The 13,940-nt window shown below is 64.9% G+C and carries 12 protein-coding genes and 1 tRNA gene; 3 read left to right on the plus strand and 10 right to left on the minus strand.

What is annotated here, in order from left to right:
* Positions 1 to 136: 136 nt before the first annotated feature.
* Positions 137 to 1,354 carry an MFS transporter gene (locus ACZ5KU_RS27010; protein ID WP_054060606.1) on the minus strand — a complete coding sequence of 406 codons (1,218 nt, stop codon included), beginning with the start codon at positions 1,352 to 1,354 and terminating at the stop codon, positions 137 to 139.
* A 1,181-nt stretch (positions 1,355 to 2,535) separates the two neighbouring features.
* Between ACZ5KU_RS27010 and ACZ5KU_RS27015 the strand changes: the two genes are divergently transcribed.
* Positions 2,536 to 3,747: a methyl-accepting chemotaxis protein gene (locus tag ACZ5KU_RS27015; protein ID WP_416773562.1), complete on the plus strand. Its 1,212-nt coding sequence runs from the start codon at positions 2,536 to 2,538 to the stop codon at positions 3,745 to 3,747.
* Between the two features lie 115 nt (positions 3,748 to 3,862).
* Positions 3,863 to 3,939, plus strand: a tRNA-Met gene (locus ACZ5KU_RS27020).
* A gap of 252 nt (positions 3,940 to 4,191) precedes the next feature.
* On the opposite strand, the gene ACZ5KU_RS27025 is transcribed toward ACZ5KU_RS27020, so the two are convergent.
* The 8 genes from ACZ5KU_RS27025 to ACZ5KU_RS27060 all read right to left on the minus strand — a co-directional run bounded on the left by ACZ5KU_RS27025 (position 4,192) and on the right by ACZ5KU_RS27060 (position 12,739).
* Positions 4,192 to 5,706 (minus strand): DHA2 family efflux MFS transporter permease subunit, encoded by a 1,515-nt coding sequence (locus tag ACZ5KU_RS27025; protein WP_464736494.1) that lies wholly within the window; start codon positions 5,704 to 5,706, stop codon positions 4,192 to 4,194.
* Positions 5,696 to 6,838, minus strand: a complete 1,143-nt coding sequence (locus ACZ5KU_RS27030; protein ID WP_464736495.1) for an HlyD family secretion protein — start codon at positions 6,836 to 6,838, stop codon at positions 5,696 to 5,698. The genes ACZ5KU_RS27025 and ACZ5KU_RS27030 overlap by 11 nt, the downstream gene beginning before the upstream one ends.
* Positions 6,835 to 8,316, minus strand: a complete 1,482-nt coding sequence (locus ACZ5KU_RS27035) for an efflux transporter outer membrane subunit (protein ID WP_464736496.1) — start codon at positions 8,314 to 8,316, stop codon at positions 6,835 to 6,837. The genes ACZ5KU_RS27030 and ACZ5KU_RS27035 overlap by 4 nt, the downstream gene beginning before the upstream one ends.
* 85 nt (positions 8,317 to 8,401) lie before the next feature.
* Complete coding sequence (locus tag ACZ5KU_RS27040) at positions 8,402 to 9,133, minus strand: AraC family transcriptional regulator (RefSeq protein WP_054060178.1); 732 nt, start codon at positions 9,131 to 9,133, stop codon at positions 8,402 to 8,404.
* Positions 9,134 to 9,281: 148 nt separating this feature from the next.
* A complete protein-coding gene (locus tag ACZ5KU_RS27045; protein WP_464736497.1) occupies positions 9,282 to 9,788 on the minus strand; it encodes an N-acetyltransferase family protein in 507 nt (168 codons plus the stop codon).
* 86 nt (positions 9,789 to 9,874) lie between these two features.
* Positions 9,875 to 10,969 carry a D-alanine--D-alanine ligase gene (gene ddlA / locus ACZ5KU_RS27050; protein ID WP_054060191.1) on the minus strand — a complete coding sequence of 365 codons (1,095 nt, stop codon included), beginning with the start codon at positions 10,967 to 10,969 and terminating at the stop codon, positions 9,875 to 9,877.
* A 221-nt stretch (positions 10,970 to 11,190) separates the two neighbouring features.
* Positions 11,191 to 11,622 carry a carboxypeptidase regulatory-like domain-containing protein gene (locus ACZ5KU_RS27055; protein ID WP_464736498.1) on the minus strand — a complete coding sequence of 144 codons (432 nt, stop codon included), beginning with the start codon at positions 11,620 to 11,622 and terminating at the stop codon, positions 11,191 to 11,193.
* A gap of 229 nt (positions 11,623 to 11,851) precedes the next feature.
* Positions 11,852 to 12,739, minus strand: coding sequence for a Dyp-type peroxidase (locus ACZ5KU_RS27060; protein WP_054063347.1), 888 nt, complete (start codon positions 12,737 to 12,739; stop codon positions 11,852 to 11,854).
* Positions 12,740 to 12,916: 177 nt separating this feature from the next.
* Between ACZ5KU_RS27060 and ACZ5KU_RS27065 the strand changes: the two genes are divergently transcribed.
* A complete protein-coding gene (locus tag ACZ5KU_RS27065) occupies positions 12,917 to 13,399 on the plus strand; it encodes a RidA family protein (protein WP_054060182.1) in 483 nt (160 codons plus the stop codon).
* 60 nt (positions 13,400 to 13,459) lie between these two features.
* Here ACZ5KU_RS27065 and ACZ5KU_RS27070 read toward each other — a convergent pair whose 3' ends face one another.
* Positions 13,460 to 13,891, minus strand: coding sequence for a methyl-accepting chemotaxis protein (locus ACZ5KU_RS27070; protein WP_416773564.1), 432 nt, complete (start codon positions 13,889 to 13,891; stop codon positions 13,460 to 13,462).
* Positions 13,892 to 13,940 lie beyond the last annotated feature (49 nt).

Consider the following 13,940-nt stretch of genomic DNA (forward strand, 5'->3'; position numbering starts at 1 on the left):
CTGGCGAATCAAAATCTTTATCGCGCTATCGTGCACAAAAACATCATAAATTGTCCCGGATAGCTGATCGCCCGGTCCGTTTCCGCAGGTTCAAACCGGCTGCCCTTGACCGGGGCAAGCCGGCCCGCTGCCCGGCTCAGGCCTTTTTCGTCCTTGGCAGCAACACTGCCAACACTCCGAACAATGGCAGGAACGAACACATCGTGTAGACGTACTCGATGCCGTGGATATCCGCCAGATGCCCCAGCAGCGCCGCGCCGATCCCGCCGAAGCCGAACATCAGGCCGAAGAACACCCCGGCGATCATGCCGACGTTACCCGGCACCAGTTCCTGGGCGAACACCACGATCGCCGAGAACGCCGAGGCCAGGATGAAACCGATCACCACGCTGAGCACGGTGGTCCAGAACAGGTCGACATACGGCAATGCCAGGGTGAACGGCGCGACACCGAGGATCGAGAACCAGATCACCGCCTTGCGTCCGATCCTGTCGCCGATGGGGCCGCCGGCAAAGGTCCCCGCCGCCACCGCGCCAAGGAACAGGAACAGGTGCAGTTGCGAACTGGCGACCGACAGCTGGAATTTCTCGATCATGTAGAAGGTGAAGTAGCTGGTGAAACTGGCCATGTAGAAGTACTTGGAAAACACCAGCAGGCCGAGCACCACCAGCGCCCCCAGCACCCGCCCTTTCGATAGGCCGTGAGTGGCCTTCTGGCCCTGCTTGAGCCTGAACAGGTTCAGGTGCGCGCGATACCAGCGACTGATGCCGTAGAGCACGCCGAGGGCAAACAGGGCGAACAGCCCGAACCAGGCGACATGGCCCTGACCGAACGGAATGATGATCGCCGCGGCCAGCAGCGGGCCGAAGGCCGAACCGGCGTTACCGCCAACCTGGAAGGTCGACTGCGCCAGCCCGTAGCGCCCTCCCGAAGCCAGGCGCGCCACACGCGAGGCTTCCGGGTGAAAGGTCGAGGAGCCCACGCCGATCAGTGCCGAAGCCAACAGAATCAGTGGGAAACTGCCGACCTGGGACAGCATCAGAATCCCGATCAGCGTACAGATCATTCCCGCCGGTAACAGCAACGGCTTCGGATGCCGATCGGTATAGAAGCCGACCCAGGGTTGCAGCAGCGATGCGGTCACCTGGAAGGTCAGGGTGATCAGCCCGACCTGGGTGAAGGTCAGCCCGTAGCTGTCCTTGAGCATCGGATAGATCGACGGCAGGACCGACTGGATCAGGTCGTTGATCAGGTGGGCCAGCGCCACGGCGCCGATGATGCGCATCACCAGCGGGCTGGATTGCGCGGGCGCCGACGTCGGCATCGGGCCGGAAGAGGTTTCAGTGAGAGCCATGAGGTAGTCCGTGACGCGGATGGATGCACAGGTGCAGGTGCGTCAATGTGCCATTTTTTAGTGCATCAAGACCAGATACTTGTTGAGCTAACGATCAATTTAATCCGACGAAAAACCATTGATAGCTCTTTGCTACTGGTCTGAATCTTGCGTGCCCTGATTCCTACAGCGCGGTTCCTTACAAAGGGCCACGAGAATGGGAAGATTCGCTACAGCGGCCGGCCGATAACGCCCTCACTGGCGAAACTTCCGAGGTCTTTAACGACGGCATCCGTCATGACCAACCCGTCATGAGCGCACTCCAACGGTGCGGATGCCTTGAGGAGTGGTCGGCAATGCACGCTTTTTTATCACCGGGAATGCGACTGCTCGGACGATTCGGTTTTGCCCGCAAATTTCAGGTGCTGTTCCTGCTGTTCATCGTCCCGCTGATGGGCAGCCTGTACATGATCGGCCAGGATTACCGCAGCAAACTGGCACTGATCGGCGAAGAACGTGCCGGCGTCCGCCAGTTGCTGGCGCTGGACAGCCTGGACAACCTGCTCACCGCCCAGCGCGACCGTGCGGCTCGCTGGAAGGCCACGGAGACCAATCGCCAGCCGACGCCTGCCACCCTCGCCGCCATGGCCCTGCTGGACAAGGCCCAGCCCGAGATCAACCAGGCCCTTGAACAACTGGGCCAGGCGCTGCAGAGCGAAGGCGCCGATGCCGACACCCTCAAGCGTTACCAGGTGCTGCAAGCCACCGTCTCCGGCCTCGACTCGGCCAGCCTGAGCAAGGTCGGCTGGTGGCCGGACGGTTATGACCGTTTCACCTCCGCCCTGAGCGCCCTGCAAGGCCTGCGCGAACAGATCGCCATGGACAGCCGGCTGATCCTCGCCTCCTGGATGGAAACCTACCTGCTGACCCAGATTTCCACCCAATACGCGCCCGACCTGATCGAGCGGGTCGGCCGCCTGGCCAGCGTCGGCCAGGCCTCGGTGGTCTCCGGCCAGTTCAGCCTGCAGAGCCGCCTGCAACTCAAGGACCTGCGCAGCCGTATCGGTGACGCCCGCGACCAGTTGGCCAAGACCGGCACCCAGCTGCAAACCCGCCTGCCACCGGCCCTGCAGGACTGGGCCGGACGCTACCAGGAAAACCTCAAGCACCTGGACGAAGGCCTCAAGGCGCTGGATGACGGCATGTTCGGCGGCAGCATCACCCTCAAGCCCGAGGGTTTCGAGAAAACCCTCGACACCCTGCTCGGCCAGTTGGCCGACCTGCGCCAGGACTCGCTGAACACCCTCGACAGCCGCCTGGACCACTACCACGACTCGGCCACCGGCCAGTTCAGCCTGGTGGCGGCGATCTTCGGCTGCCTGCTGCTGGCTGCGCTGTACCTGTTCATCTGCCTGCAGGCCTCGATCCGCCGCAGCGCCAGCGGTATCACCCTGCTGGCCGAATCCCTGCGTGACGGCAACCTGTGCCTGCAAGTGCCGGTCGAAGGCCGTGACGAACTGGCGGCCATCAGTACCGCGCTGAACGTGGCGGTGGTGCAACTGCGTACCAGCCTGCAGGGCGTCGACCATGAAACCCTTCAACTGAGCGACGCCGTGCGTACCCTCAACAGCCATTCCAGCGGTGCGCTCAACGAGGTCGAGGCGCAGCAGCAACAGATCAGCCAGATCGCCGCGGCGGCCACGCAGTTGGCGGCCACCTCCCAGGGCGTCGCCCAGAGCTGCGAACAGGCCTCCGGTAGCGCCCAGAATACCCGGCGCATCGCCTCGGACAGCAGCCGCGACAGCCAGCGCACCACTGCCAGCATCCAGCAGCTCAACCAGCGCCTGAACGAAACCGCCACGGCGCTGGGCCGGGTCAGCGAACAGGGCCAGCAGATCCAACTGGTGGTCGACACCATCCGCGGCGTGGCCGAACAGACCAACCTGCTCGCCCTCAACGCCGCCATCGAGGCGGCCCGGGCCGGTGAACAGGGCCGTGGCTTCGCCGTAGTCGCGGACGAAGTGCGCAGCCTGTCGCAGCGCACCCAGAGCTCCACCGCACAGATCGCCAGCACCGTCGACAGCCTGCGGGCCACCGTGAGCCAGGCCGTGGCCCTGATGGAAGCGGCTTGCGTCCAGGCGCAGACCGATGCCGAATCGGTCACCGGGTTGGGCCAGCGCCTGGTGGAAATCGCCAGCGCCGTGCAGAGCGTGACCGACACCCTCGCCCAGATCGCCACGGCGGTGGACGAGCAGGCCAGCACTGCGGACGAGGTCAGCGGCAATATCCAGCAGGTCGATCAGGCGGCGGTCCGGCTGCTCGAAGGGGCGCGGGCGGTGAACCGCGCGGCGGACACCCTGAGCGAAGGCAGCAAGGCCCTGAGTGACAATACCGGGCGCTTCCGCCTGAATTGAGACGGGCAACGCCCACGGATTTCGCCGTTGGGCGTTAAGTTTTTGATAGCGTAGAGAAAATTTTCAGATATTTGCTTGACACATCATCGTTCAGAGCGAATAATGCGCGCCACTTGGCTACATAGCTCAGTTGGTTAGAGCATAGCATTCATAATGCTGGGGTCCGGGGTTCAAGTCCCTGTGTAGCCACCAAGTACTAAAAACGGCTTACCGCAAGGTAAGCCGTTTTTTTATGCCCGCCGAAAAAGTGCTGGCTCCCTCCTGAAGCCTGCTGCCAGCACCCACCGGAATGCTGGCCACCTGAGAGTCAGGTGGTGAGGGCTTCGCCCCCTTCGCGGATAAACCGGGACGCCGGACCGCCTGGCCCCACAGTGACAGCGTCGTTCGCAGGATTCATGCACGGCGCGAGCACTTGTGGGGGATTTATCCGCGAGCCTCAACGCATCAGCCACCGCCCTGACGCCGCATCAACAGCGCCGCACAGGCACAACCGAGCAGCGCCACACAGGCGACAAAAAACGCATCGCCATAAGCCATCAGCCAGGACTGATGCTGCACCGTCTTGCCCAGCATCGCCAATGCCTGCTGCTGGTCCGGCAGCCAGTCGCCCACCGTCGGTCCCAGGCGCTCCTGGACGGCAGGGACAAAGACATTCACTCCCTCGCCAATGCGCTCGGAATGAAAGCGTTCGCGCATTGCCACGATTTGCGTGAGCGCCGCCGTGCCCACCGCCCCGCCGAGGTTGCGCAACATCGAGAACAGCGCCGAGGCCGAACCCGCCTGGCGCTTGTCCAGCCCGGCCACCGCCAGCACCGACAAGGCCACCATGATGAAGGGCTGGCCGATACCGCGGACCACGGTGGAAGGAATGATCACGTTCGCCGCACTATCGGCGTCGAGAAACGCCCCGAGCCAGCAGCCCAGGGCCATGATCAGGAACCCGGTCGCCACCATGATCTTCGGACTCGACCAGCCCATCAGCCGCGGCATCACCGGCGCCAGCACCAATTGCACCACGCCGTAGGCAATCAGGCTGACACCGATCTCATGGGCGTTGTAGCCCTGCACCTGGGAAAGGTAGTTGGGCACCAGGAACACCAGCCCGAATGTCGCGCCACCGAAGATGAACATCGCCACGCTGGCCACGCCGAAGTTGTAGTGCCCCAGTAAACGCAGGTTGATGAACGCGCGCCGGCCAAACAGTTGCGACAGCACGAAGACCAGCAAGGCCACGCCTGCCGCCAGCGACAGCCAGCGAATCTCGCCGGAGCCGAACCAGTCCTTGCGTCCGCCCTCCTCCAGGACGATCTGCAACCCGCCCAGCCCCACCACCATGGCGCCGATGCCCAGCCAGTCGCCCCGGCGCAACAGCGCCAGGTTCATCGGCCTGGCCTCGATCGCCCAGGCCACCGCCAGCAGCAGCGCGATGCCGGGAAACAGTTGCAGATAGAAGATCCAGCGCCACGAGTAGGCGTCGGTCAGCCAGCCACCGATCGACGGCCCGGCCGCCTGGGCGACACTGTTGGCCAGGCTGAACAGCGCCATGCCCATGGCCATCCGGCTGGCCGGCAACTCGGTGATGATCAGTTGGAACGACAGCGGAATCAGCACTGCCCCCGCCGCGCCCTGAACCACACGTATGGCAATCATCACCGGCAGGTTCGGCGCCCAGGAACAGGCGATCGAAGCCAGCAGGAAGATCAGCGAGCCGGTCCACATCACCCGTCTCAGAGAGAACACTTCGACCAGCCAGGCGGTCAGCGGGATCATGATGATTTCCGCCACCAGATACGCGGTGGAAATCCATGAGCCCTCCTCGAAAGTCGCCCCCAGCGCGCCTTCGATTTCCGGCAGCGCGGCGCTGGTGACATGGACGTTCATGCCGGCCATGAAACAGCCGAGCAACCCGCCCATCACCGCCACCCAGGCGCGCGGCGAAACCGGTGCCTCAACGCTCATTGCGCGTCTCCTGACGATGGGTGTCGACGACGGTGGTGACCGACATGCCGGGCAGTATCGGCAGCACCTCATTATCGGGGTCGAGCTGGATCCGCACCGGGAAACGCTGGACGATCTTGGTGAAGTTGCCCGTCGCATTGTCCGAAGGCAGCAAGGCGAACACATTGCCCGATCCCGGCGAGAAGCTGACCACCCGGCCGTGCAGCGGCCGATGGAAGAAGCTGTCGACATGGATCTCCACCGGCTGGCCGGGACGCATGTCCGCCAGTTGGGTTTCCTTGTAGTTGGCCACCACGTAGGCCTGGCGTACCGGCACCACCGCCAGCATCGGCTGGCCGGCCACCAGGTACTGCCCGGCCCTGACCCGCCGCTGGCCGACCACGCCATCGATCGGCGCACGGATCAGGGTGTCCTCGACGTCCTGTTCGGCCAGCCTGGCACGAGCCACGGTACTGGCGTGCGCGGCGATCTGCTGCTGGATCTCGGCTTCGGCCAGTTGCAGGCGAGCCCGGGACTCCCCCAATTGGGCCTGCTGCCGGCGCAGGCCGGCCTGGGCGCCCTGCAACGCCGCCATGGCCTGCTGCGCGCTGGCATTGGCGCTTTCCAGGCGCTGCACGGTCGCGGCATCGTCCCGCGCCAGCCCCTGGTAACGCCGTCGATCCAGCTCGGCCCGCTGGTTCTCCGCATCCGCACTGCGCACCTGCGCCTGGGCCACGGCGATGGCCTGCTGCTGCAAGCCGACGCGCTCGGCGGCAACCTGGCGGCTCGCCCGCCCGGCAACCAGCGCCGCCTGCGCCTCGGCGACTGCAGCCTGGGCCTGGGCCAGCCGGGCCTGGTAATCACGGTCCTGTAGGCGCACCACCACGTCACCGGCCTTTACCGGCTGGTCGTCCTGCACCAGCACCTCGGCGACGTAACCCGGCACCCGCGCACTGAGCGCCACCCAATCGGCGCGCACGTAGGCATCATCGGTGCTTTCCAGGTAGCGCCCGGTCGTCGCCCACCAACTGCCGAACCCCAGCGCCCCGAGCACCGCGATTGCGCCCCCGAGCAGCATCAGGCGCCGCCGCCGGGCCTTCTTGCGCAATTGCTCGCCCTGGGCGAGGGTCTGTTCATCGACGGCAAGGTTCATGGTTCTACTCCAGCTTCGGGACTCGTTGATTGCGTGTTGGCGTGACCGACGGCGAGCGGCTGCCAGCCGCCGCCCAGGGCCCGGAAAAGATTGACCTCGCTGCGCGCCAGCTCGCCTCGCGCCTGGACTTCACGGCGGCGCACATTCATCAGCTCGCGCTCGCTGTCGAGCAGTTGCAGGGCGTCGACCGTACCGGCGCGGTAGTGGGTTTGCGCCAGGGCATAGCTGCGTTCACTGTCCTGCAGGGCTGCCTGGAGCGCCGCCGCACGCTGGCGCTGGCCATCGAACAGGGCGAGGGTCTGGCGCACATCGGCAAGAGCCGCGAGGACCGCACCGCGGAAGCCGGCCAGTTGTGCCTGCTCCAGTGCCCGGGCCCTGTCGATTCGCATGCGGTTGGCCTTGATATTGGGGAACTCCCAACTGATCAGCGGACCGATGCCGAACATCACCGAGCGGCTGTCGCCCAGTTCGTGCAGTGACTGGGCCGATGAAGTCAGCGACGCGCCGAAGCTCACCTTGGGATAGAGATCCGCCCTGGCGATATCGCTGGCCAATACGGCCGCTTCGAGGTTGCGCCGGGCCTGGCGGATGTCCGGACGACGCTCCAGCAGATGCCAGCCATCGCCGACAGGCAACGCCACCGTCAACCTGGGGATGACCGCACACTGCGGGTCACTGCCGGAAGCCTGGCCGGTGAGCATGTTCAGCTCATACACGGCCACCCGCCGACGGGCGTCGAGCAGCGGCAATTCGGCCCGCAGGCGATCACGCAGGCTACGCAGCCGCAGGGTATCCAGCTCGGTGGCGATCCCGGCCCTGCGCTGGGTTTCGGTCAGTTCAAGGCTGTGCTCGACGGTCTGCAACGAATGGTTCGTCACGCCCAACTGCGCGCCGTAAGTGCAGTGATCCAGATAGGCCCGGCTGGTCTGTGCCGCCACGTTGATCCGCAGCAGGTCACGGGCATCGCTCACCGCGCCCGCCTGCACCCGCGCACGCTCGATGGCACGACGCACCTGACCCCAGATGTCCACCTGGTAGGCCAGCTCGATGCCCGGTTCGAAGGTCCACTGCGCCGGCGCATGACTGTCCGTGGCCTGGGCCAGGGTCTGGTCGTTGGCGGTCTTGCCATACTGCGCCGCAAAACGGGTTTGCGTCGAAGGCCAGCGCTGTGCATCCAGCTCGCCAATCCCCGCCAGCATCGCCTGGACGTTGGCATCAGCCCGGGCCAGGTCCTGGTTGTGGCGCAGCGCCTGTTGTACCAACTGGTCGAGAACCGGATCCTGATACAACTGCCACCAGCGCTCGGGCAGTGGCTGATCGCTGGCACCGGCCGGCAGTGTCGCCAGCGGATTGCTGTCCTGGCTGGCAATCGGCTGAGTCAGTGGTGAGGGTGCCGAGGTACCGCCGCAGGCGGTCAACAAGGCGAGCAAGGCGCCCAGGGCGATGGGCCTGGCGCGTCGGGAAGGGAGTGAGTGCATCGACGGAATTCACAGTCAGGATCGTGAATCCCAGAGTAGGTGGCGGCCTAGGGGCGGTTCTCCCGTGATCGGGACAACCGCAGCATCAAACGGGACAACCTGTCGGCTCGTTCATGCGGTACTGCCGCGGCGTGTGTCCCAGTTCGCGCTTGAAAACCGCGGCAAAGGCGCTGGCGCTCTGATAACCGTACTCGAGCGCCACGTCGAGGATCGACGTGCCCTGGGCCAGGCTCTGCTGGCTGAGCACCAGCCGCGCACGGGTGCGCCACTCGCCGAAGGACATCGCCAGTTCGCGCTGGAACAGCCGGGCGAAGGTTCGCGAGCTCATGTTCAACTGTGCACCGCACTGCTCCAGCGTCCACTCCTGCGCGGGCTGGTCGATGAAGCGGGTACACAAGGTACGCAGACGGGCATCGCGGGGCGCCGGAATGTACAGGTCGACCTGTCGGGCAGCCTGCAGCTCCAGCAGGATCAGTGCCCCGAGATGATAGCGTCGTTCCTCGCTGCCGCCCTGCGCCGAAGCGAGGATCAATTCACGCAGCAGGTGCGACACCTGGATCACCTGGCACTGGAGCACCGCCACCGGGTGCAGCGCCGGGTCGATCAACAAGGTGCGCATGCGCACCTCGCCACTCATGCGAATCTCATGGGCAACGCCGCCCGGCACCCACAGCGCATGACCGGTGGGAATGGCCCAACTGCCCTGCTCGGTGCACACATACATCACGCCCCGGGTCGCATAGACCAGTTGCGCCTCGTTGTGACAGTGGCTGCCCACCACCTCACCGTGCTGGTAATCGCTGATCAGGGTCTGCATGCCTCGCCTCTCGCCCATGCCTTCCAGGCCCATTCGATAGAACCCATGCTATCCCAAGGCGAAGACAGGCGATTGCCAAGATACCCACACCTGCCTGAAAAACTGCACAGAAATGCTCGAACAGCCGGGAATGGCGAGATTACCTGCTTCACCTGGTCTGAATGGCGCCAGCTGATTGCTCACCAGCCCAACGTAACTGGATCAGCGCCACCCTCCGCCCCTTGAAGTCCTGTCGTTCCTCGATGCCATAGGGCACGAAGCCCAGCTTCGGATAGAACAACAAGCCCGCCAGGTTCCGGTTGAAGCAGGACAGGCGCACTTCGCTGGCCTGATGACGTTCCCGGGCAATCCGGATCATCAGCCGGACCAGGTACTCGCCCACCCCACGCCCACGGACATGCGGGGCAATGACCACGTTGCCGATGGAGCAGGTGCCGCCCTGCTCCCACTGATAGAAGTTGGCGAAGCCCACCACCTCGCCGTCCAGCTCGACCACGGTCGAGTCCGAACGCTGGTCGACCGAGCCCTGCAGTTGCTCGACGGTCAGCGGGTAACGGGCCTTGGGAAAGAAGAAGAACAGTTCCTCCTCGCCTTGGGCAAAACCACAGATCACGGGCAGATCCCGCGCCTCGACCGGACGGTGACTCAACGACATGCTGTCCTCCTGACAATGGCTATGGCAACCGGGTTGCCCCCGTACGCTAGCGGCACCCCGTACCCAGGTAACGTCGTGCCCCGACCTCAACGGCTGTTCTTCAATCCACGCCGTGCTTCGTGCCGCTCCAGCGCCAGTTCGATCAGGCGACTGACCAGCTCGCTGTAGGTCATCCCCGCCGCCTGCCACAGCTTGGGGTACATGCTGATGCGGGTGAAGCCCGGCAGCGAATTGATCTCGTTGATCAGCACTTCACCGCTGTCGGTCAGGAACACATCGACACGGGCAAGCCCCGAGCAACCGAGCACCTGGAACGCTTCGAGCGCCACGCTGCGGATGCGCTCGCTGGCCTGCTCGCTGATGGCCGCCGGTACCACCACCTCGGCGGCCTGGGCATCGATGTACTTGCTGTCGTAGGAATAGAAACCGCTGCGTACGACGATCTCACCACAGCCACTGGCAATCGGCTGGTCGTTGCCGAGGATCGCGCATTCGATTTCCCGGCCGCTGACCGCCGACTCCACCAGTACCTTCTCGTCGAACCCCAGGGCCAGCGCCATGGCCGCCTGGAATTGCCCGGCGTCCTCGACCTTGCTCACCCCCACCGACGAGCCCTGGTTCGCCGGCTTGATGAACAGCGGCAGGCCGAGCTTGGCCCGGGCCTGATCGAAGTCCAGCCGCGCAGCCGTGGCGCGGTTGACGGTGATGAACGGGGTCACGGCCAGGCCGGCATCGCGCAGCAGGCGCTTGCTGATGTCCTTGTCCATGCACACCGCCGAGCCGAGCACATCGGAGCCGACGAACGGCAGGTCGGCCATGCGCAGCAACCCCTGCAGGCAGCCGTCTTCGCCGAGGGTGCCGTGGACGATCGGGAAAATCACGTCGACCTGGTCCAGCAGGGCCTGGCTGCCGGCCTCGACCAGTTGCCGGCCGACCTTGCCCGGCACCACGGCCAGTTCGCGATTGGACTGGTTCAGCGCGATCAGTGCCGGATTCTCGGCGTTGAGCAGGAAGTTGGAGCTGTCATTGAGGTGCCAGCGTCCCTGCTTGTCGATACCGATCAGCACCGGCTCGAAGCGCTCGCGGTCCAACGCATCGACCACGTTTTTGGCCGATTGCAACGACACCTCGTGCTCCGCGCCCAGCCCACCGAAAATGATCCCGACTCGCAACTTGCCCATCATCCCGCCTCGTTTCCAGAATAGGTTGCGGGACCCCTGGCCCCGGTGTACGCAGCCTATGCGCAAGACGTCGATTGTGCATCCCCAAAATCGACAATCCGGGTATGTTCCGGGCTATTGCTCGTCAGCGGAGTTTTCCTGCGACGAACAGCCGACCCGAGGAAGACCTTCCAGCACGCCTGGATCAGTCGAACCTGAGTCGGCCGGCGAGCGGCGCCCACTCAATAGGCGTCCTTCCAGTGCACGTTCAGCGTCTGGGGGCCCTTGCCATCGATGACGACATCCTGCCGGCTTTGATGCCCGTCGTGGCTGGCGACGACCTGATAGTGCCCCACCGGTAGCTTCACGTAGACCAGCGGACCGACCTGGATCAGGCTCAGCACCGACTCGCCACCGGCCTTGTTGATCGAGATGTTCACATCGGCCAGGTACTTGTCCTGCGGCCCCGAGGAAGAAACGATGTGCAGGTTGTAGCCGCGGGTCTGGGCCAGTGCCTTCAGCTCATCCTCGCCGATACCGCCGCTGAGGTACTCCACGCCATTCTGTTGCTGTGGCGCCAGTTGCACCACTGCCATGTTGATCGGTTCACTGTCGGCAGGTGCAGCCTGCAGCCGGAGGACGCCCGTGGTCAGCAGCCCAACGGCCAGCGCCACGAACAAGGGGAACGTAGGGGTAACATGAGAAAAACTCCCAGCCCTGACAGGGCCTGAGTCGCACCCTTGCACGCTGGCGGATGACGCCAGCAAACACCGCCGCCTCCGCCAGGGGCCAGGCTCGCAGCCGGCGGGCGGGCCAAGAGTGCGAAGGCATCGCCGACCGGGCTCAACTGCGAGCAAGCTACACTGCAAGTCTAGTTCCCAGGCCGAAAAAAAACGACTCGGCTTAACCGGCCAGTAGTACGCTCAGGTCAAGGTGGCCATCCTTCAGCGGCGGGCACCAGTAGTAGCCGCCCGTGATCGGCCGACTGAAGCGGTAGAGGCCGTCGGTGATCCCGTCATCCAGCCCGCTCATGCGCCGCAGTTGAGCCTCGAAGGCATCCAGGGTACGTCCGAAGGCGACGAACATCAGGCCGGCGCCCTGCTCGTTTGCCCAGGGCATGGAACGGCGCACGACGAACGCTTCGGGGGCGAAGCTTTCCTGGGCGGTTCGCTTGACGTGGGCCGACTCCGGCGCGTCCTCCAGCTCCTCGTTGTCGCTCTTGCGGCGGCCCATGATGTTGTCCTGCTCATGGGACGGCATGGCGGCAAACCGCTCCAGGTCATGCTGCCACTGCTGGATCGCGACAAAACTGCCACCGTGCAGGCCGGGCACATCGCCCGCGGCGATCCCCGCCTCGACGGCGGCTTCGTCCACCGGGTTCTCGGTACCGTCCTCATAGCCGGTCAGGTCGTGGCCGGTCTTGTGGCGGAAGGCCTCGGTCATCTGTACCTGCTTCAATGCCGGCGCCAGTGCCAGCTCCAGCTCGCGGCTGCGGTGCAACAGTTCGCCGCGGTCCTCGCCATGCAGCCAGCACCACAGCGCCTGCTGGGTCGAAGGGTTGTCCACACCCGGGCCACTGATCACCGGGAACGTGCGCAACCCCTCGATCCGAGCCCCCAGCACCTGCACCAGCGACTCGCCAAAACCGACCACGGCGTTTTTCCCATCCACCAGCCGGGCCAGGTTGTCGAGCGCAGCCGGCAAGGCCTCGGCGGACTCCAGGGCGAAAAACAGATGGCGTGCCTGCGGGGGTACAGGCTTGGCGAGGATGCCGGGCTGGTAGTGGCTCATGGGAACTCCTTTGTGAAAGGCGCAAGTTTACCTGTGTTGCAGCGGCCGCGCTTGCGTGCAAGCGCTGACTTGATCGTGATTGTTGCGCCTGAGAGCCGTATGATCTGCTGCATGTCGGACCCGGCCGAGCCAGGCTGGGCACCCCCCACGACACTCACCATCATCAGGAAGATAACGATGCCGCAATCCAGAAACGAACGCTTCGCCCAGGTCGCCGATCAGCTCGGCTACAGCTTCGAAGGTGAAATGAAGATTGGCGGCAATTACGTGCCGGCGGTGCAGAACGATCTCGAGATTTATGTCAGCGGGCAGATTCCGCGGGTCGACAACACGGTGATGGTGACCGGTCGTGTCGGCGCGCAGACCACCCTGGAGCAGGCCCGGCACGGTGCCCGGATCAGCACCATGCGGGCCCTGGCGATTCTGCGGCAGATGCTCGACGGCGACCTGGAACGGATCCGCAAGATCCTGCGGATCAGCGTCTTCGTCCAGAGCGCCGAGGACTTCACCCAGCAGAGCGAAGTCGCCGACGGCGCTTCGGAAGTGCTCTATACCGTCTTCGGCGAAGCTGGCGTGCACACCCGGACCTCGGTCGGGGTGTTCCAGTTGCCGAAGAATGCCTCGGTCGAGATCGATATGGTCGTGGCACTCAAGCCCTAGAAGTCGCAGGCGGCGGACGGGAGTCGACCGTCCGCCCATCGCCGTTGACCGGGCCCCGCATCAGGTGCCCAGCTGGTTGGCGAACTGCCCGACCGCGCTGACCACCCGCTGGGCGCCGTCCTGGATCTCGACGATCACCGTGCCGGCCTCGGCCGCCAACGCCAGGCCCTCCTCGGCCTGGGTCTTGCCGCTGTTCATCAGCGACACCGCATCACGGGCCATGTCCTGGTTCTGGCGCACCACGGTGACGATCTCGTCGGTCGCCTGGCTGGTTCGCGAAGCCAACTGGCGAACCTCATCGGCCACCACCGCGAACCCGCGCCCCTGTTCACCCGCCCGCGCGGCCTCGATGGCGGCGTTCAGCGCCAGCAGGTTGGTCTGTTCGGCAATGCCGCTGATGGTCTTGACGATGGTGCCGATCACCTGGGACTGGGCGTTGAGCGCCTCGATCCCCTCGCCGGCATGTTGCATGTGCTGCGCCAGATCACGCATCACGTCGACCGCCTGGGTCACCACGGTGGTGCCGCGCTGGGCACTGGCG

Source organism: Pseudomonas sp. Tof1 (assembly GCF_055390395.1).

Excerpts from the sequence above, each read along its gene's own strand:
- ACZ5KU_RS27010 (WP_054060606.1), bottom strand. The coding sequence starts at position 1,354 with ATGGCTCTCACTGAAACCTCTTCCGGCCCGATGCCGACGTCGGCGCCC.
- ACZ5KU_RS27015 (WP_416773562.1), top strand. The coding sequence starts at position 2,536 with ATGTTCGGCGGCAGCATCACCCTCAAGCCCGAGGGTTTCGAGAAAACC.
- ACZ5KU_RS27025 (WP_464736494.1), bottom strand. The coding sequence starts at position 5,706 with ATGAGCGTTGAGGCACCGGTTTCGCCGCGCGCCTGGGTGGCGGTGATG.
- ACZ5KU_RS27030 (WP_464736495.1), bottom strand. The coding sequence starts at position 6,838 with ATGAACCTTGCCGTCGATGAACAGACCCTCGCCCAGGGCGAGCAATTG.
- ACZ5KU_RS27035 (WP_464736496.1), bottom strand. The coding sequence starts at position 8,316 with ATGCACTCACTCCCTTCCCGACGCGCCAGGCCCATCGCCCTGGGCGCC.
- ACZ5KU_RS27040 (WP_054060178.1), bottom strand. The coding sequence starts at position 9,133 with ATGCAGACCCTGATCAGCGATTACCAGCACGGTGAGGTGGTGGGCAGC.
- ACZ5KU_RS27045 (WP_464736497.1), bottom strand. The coding sequence starts at position 9,788 with ATGTCGTTGAGTCACCGTCCGGTCGAGGCGCGGGATCTGCCCGTGATC.
- ddlA (WP_054060191.1), bottom strand. The coding sequence starts at position 10,969 with ATGGGCAAGTTGCGAGTCGGGATCATTTTCGGTGGGCTGGGCGCGGAG.
- ACZ5KU_RS27060 (WP_054063347.1), bottom strand. The coding sequence starts at position 12,739 with ATGAGCCACTACCAGCCCGGCATCCTCGCCAAGCCTGTACCCCCGCAG.
- ACZ5KU_RS27065 (WP_054060182.1), top strand. The coding sequence starts at position 12,917 with ATGCCGCAATCCAGAAACGAACGCTTCGCCCAGGTCGCCGATCAGCTC.
- ACZ5KU_RS27070 (WP_416773564.1), bottom strand. The coding sequence starts at position 13,891 with ATGCGTGATCTGGCGCAGCACATGCAACATGCCGGCGAGGGGATCGAG.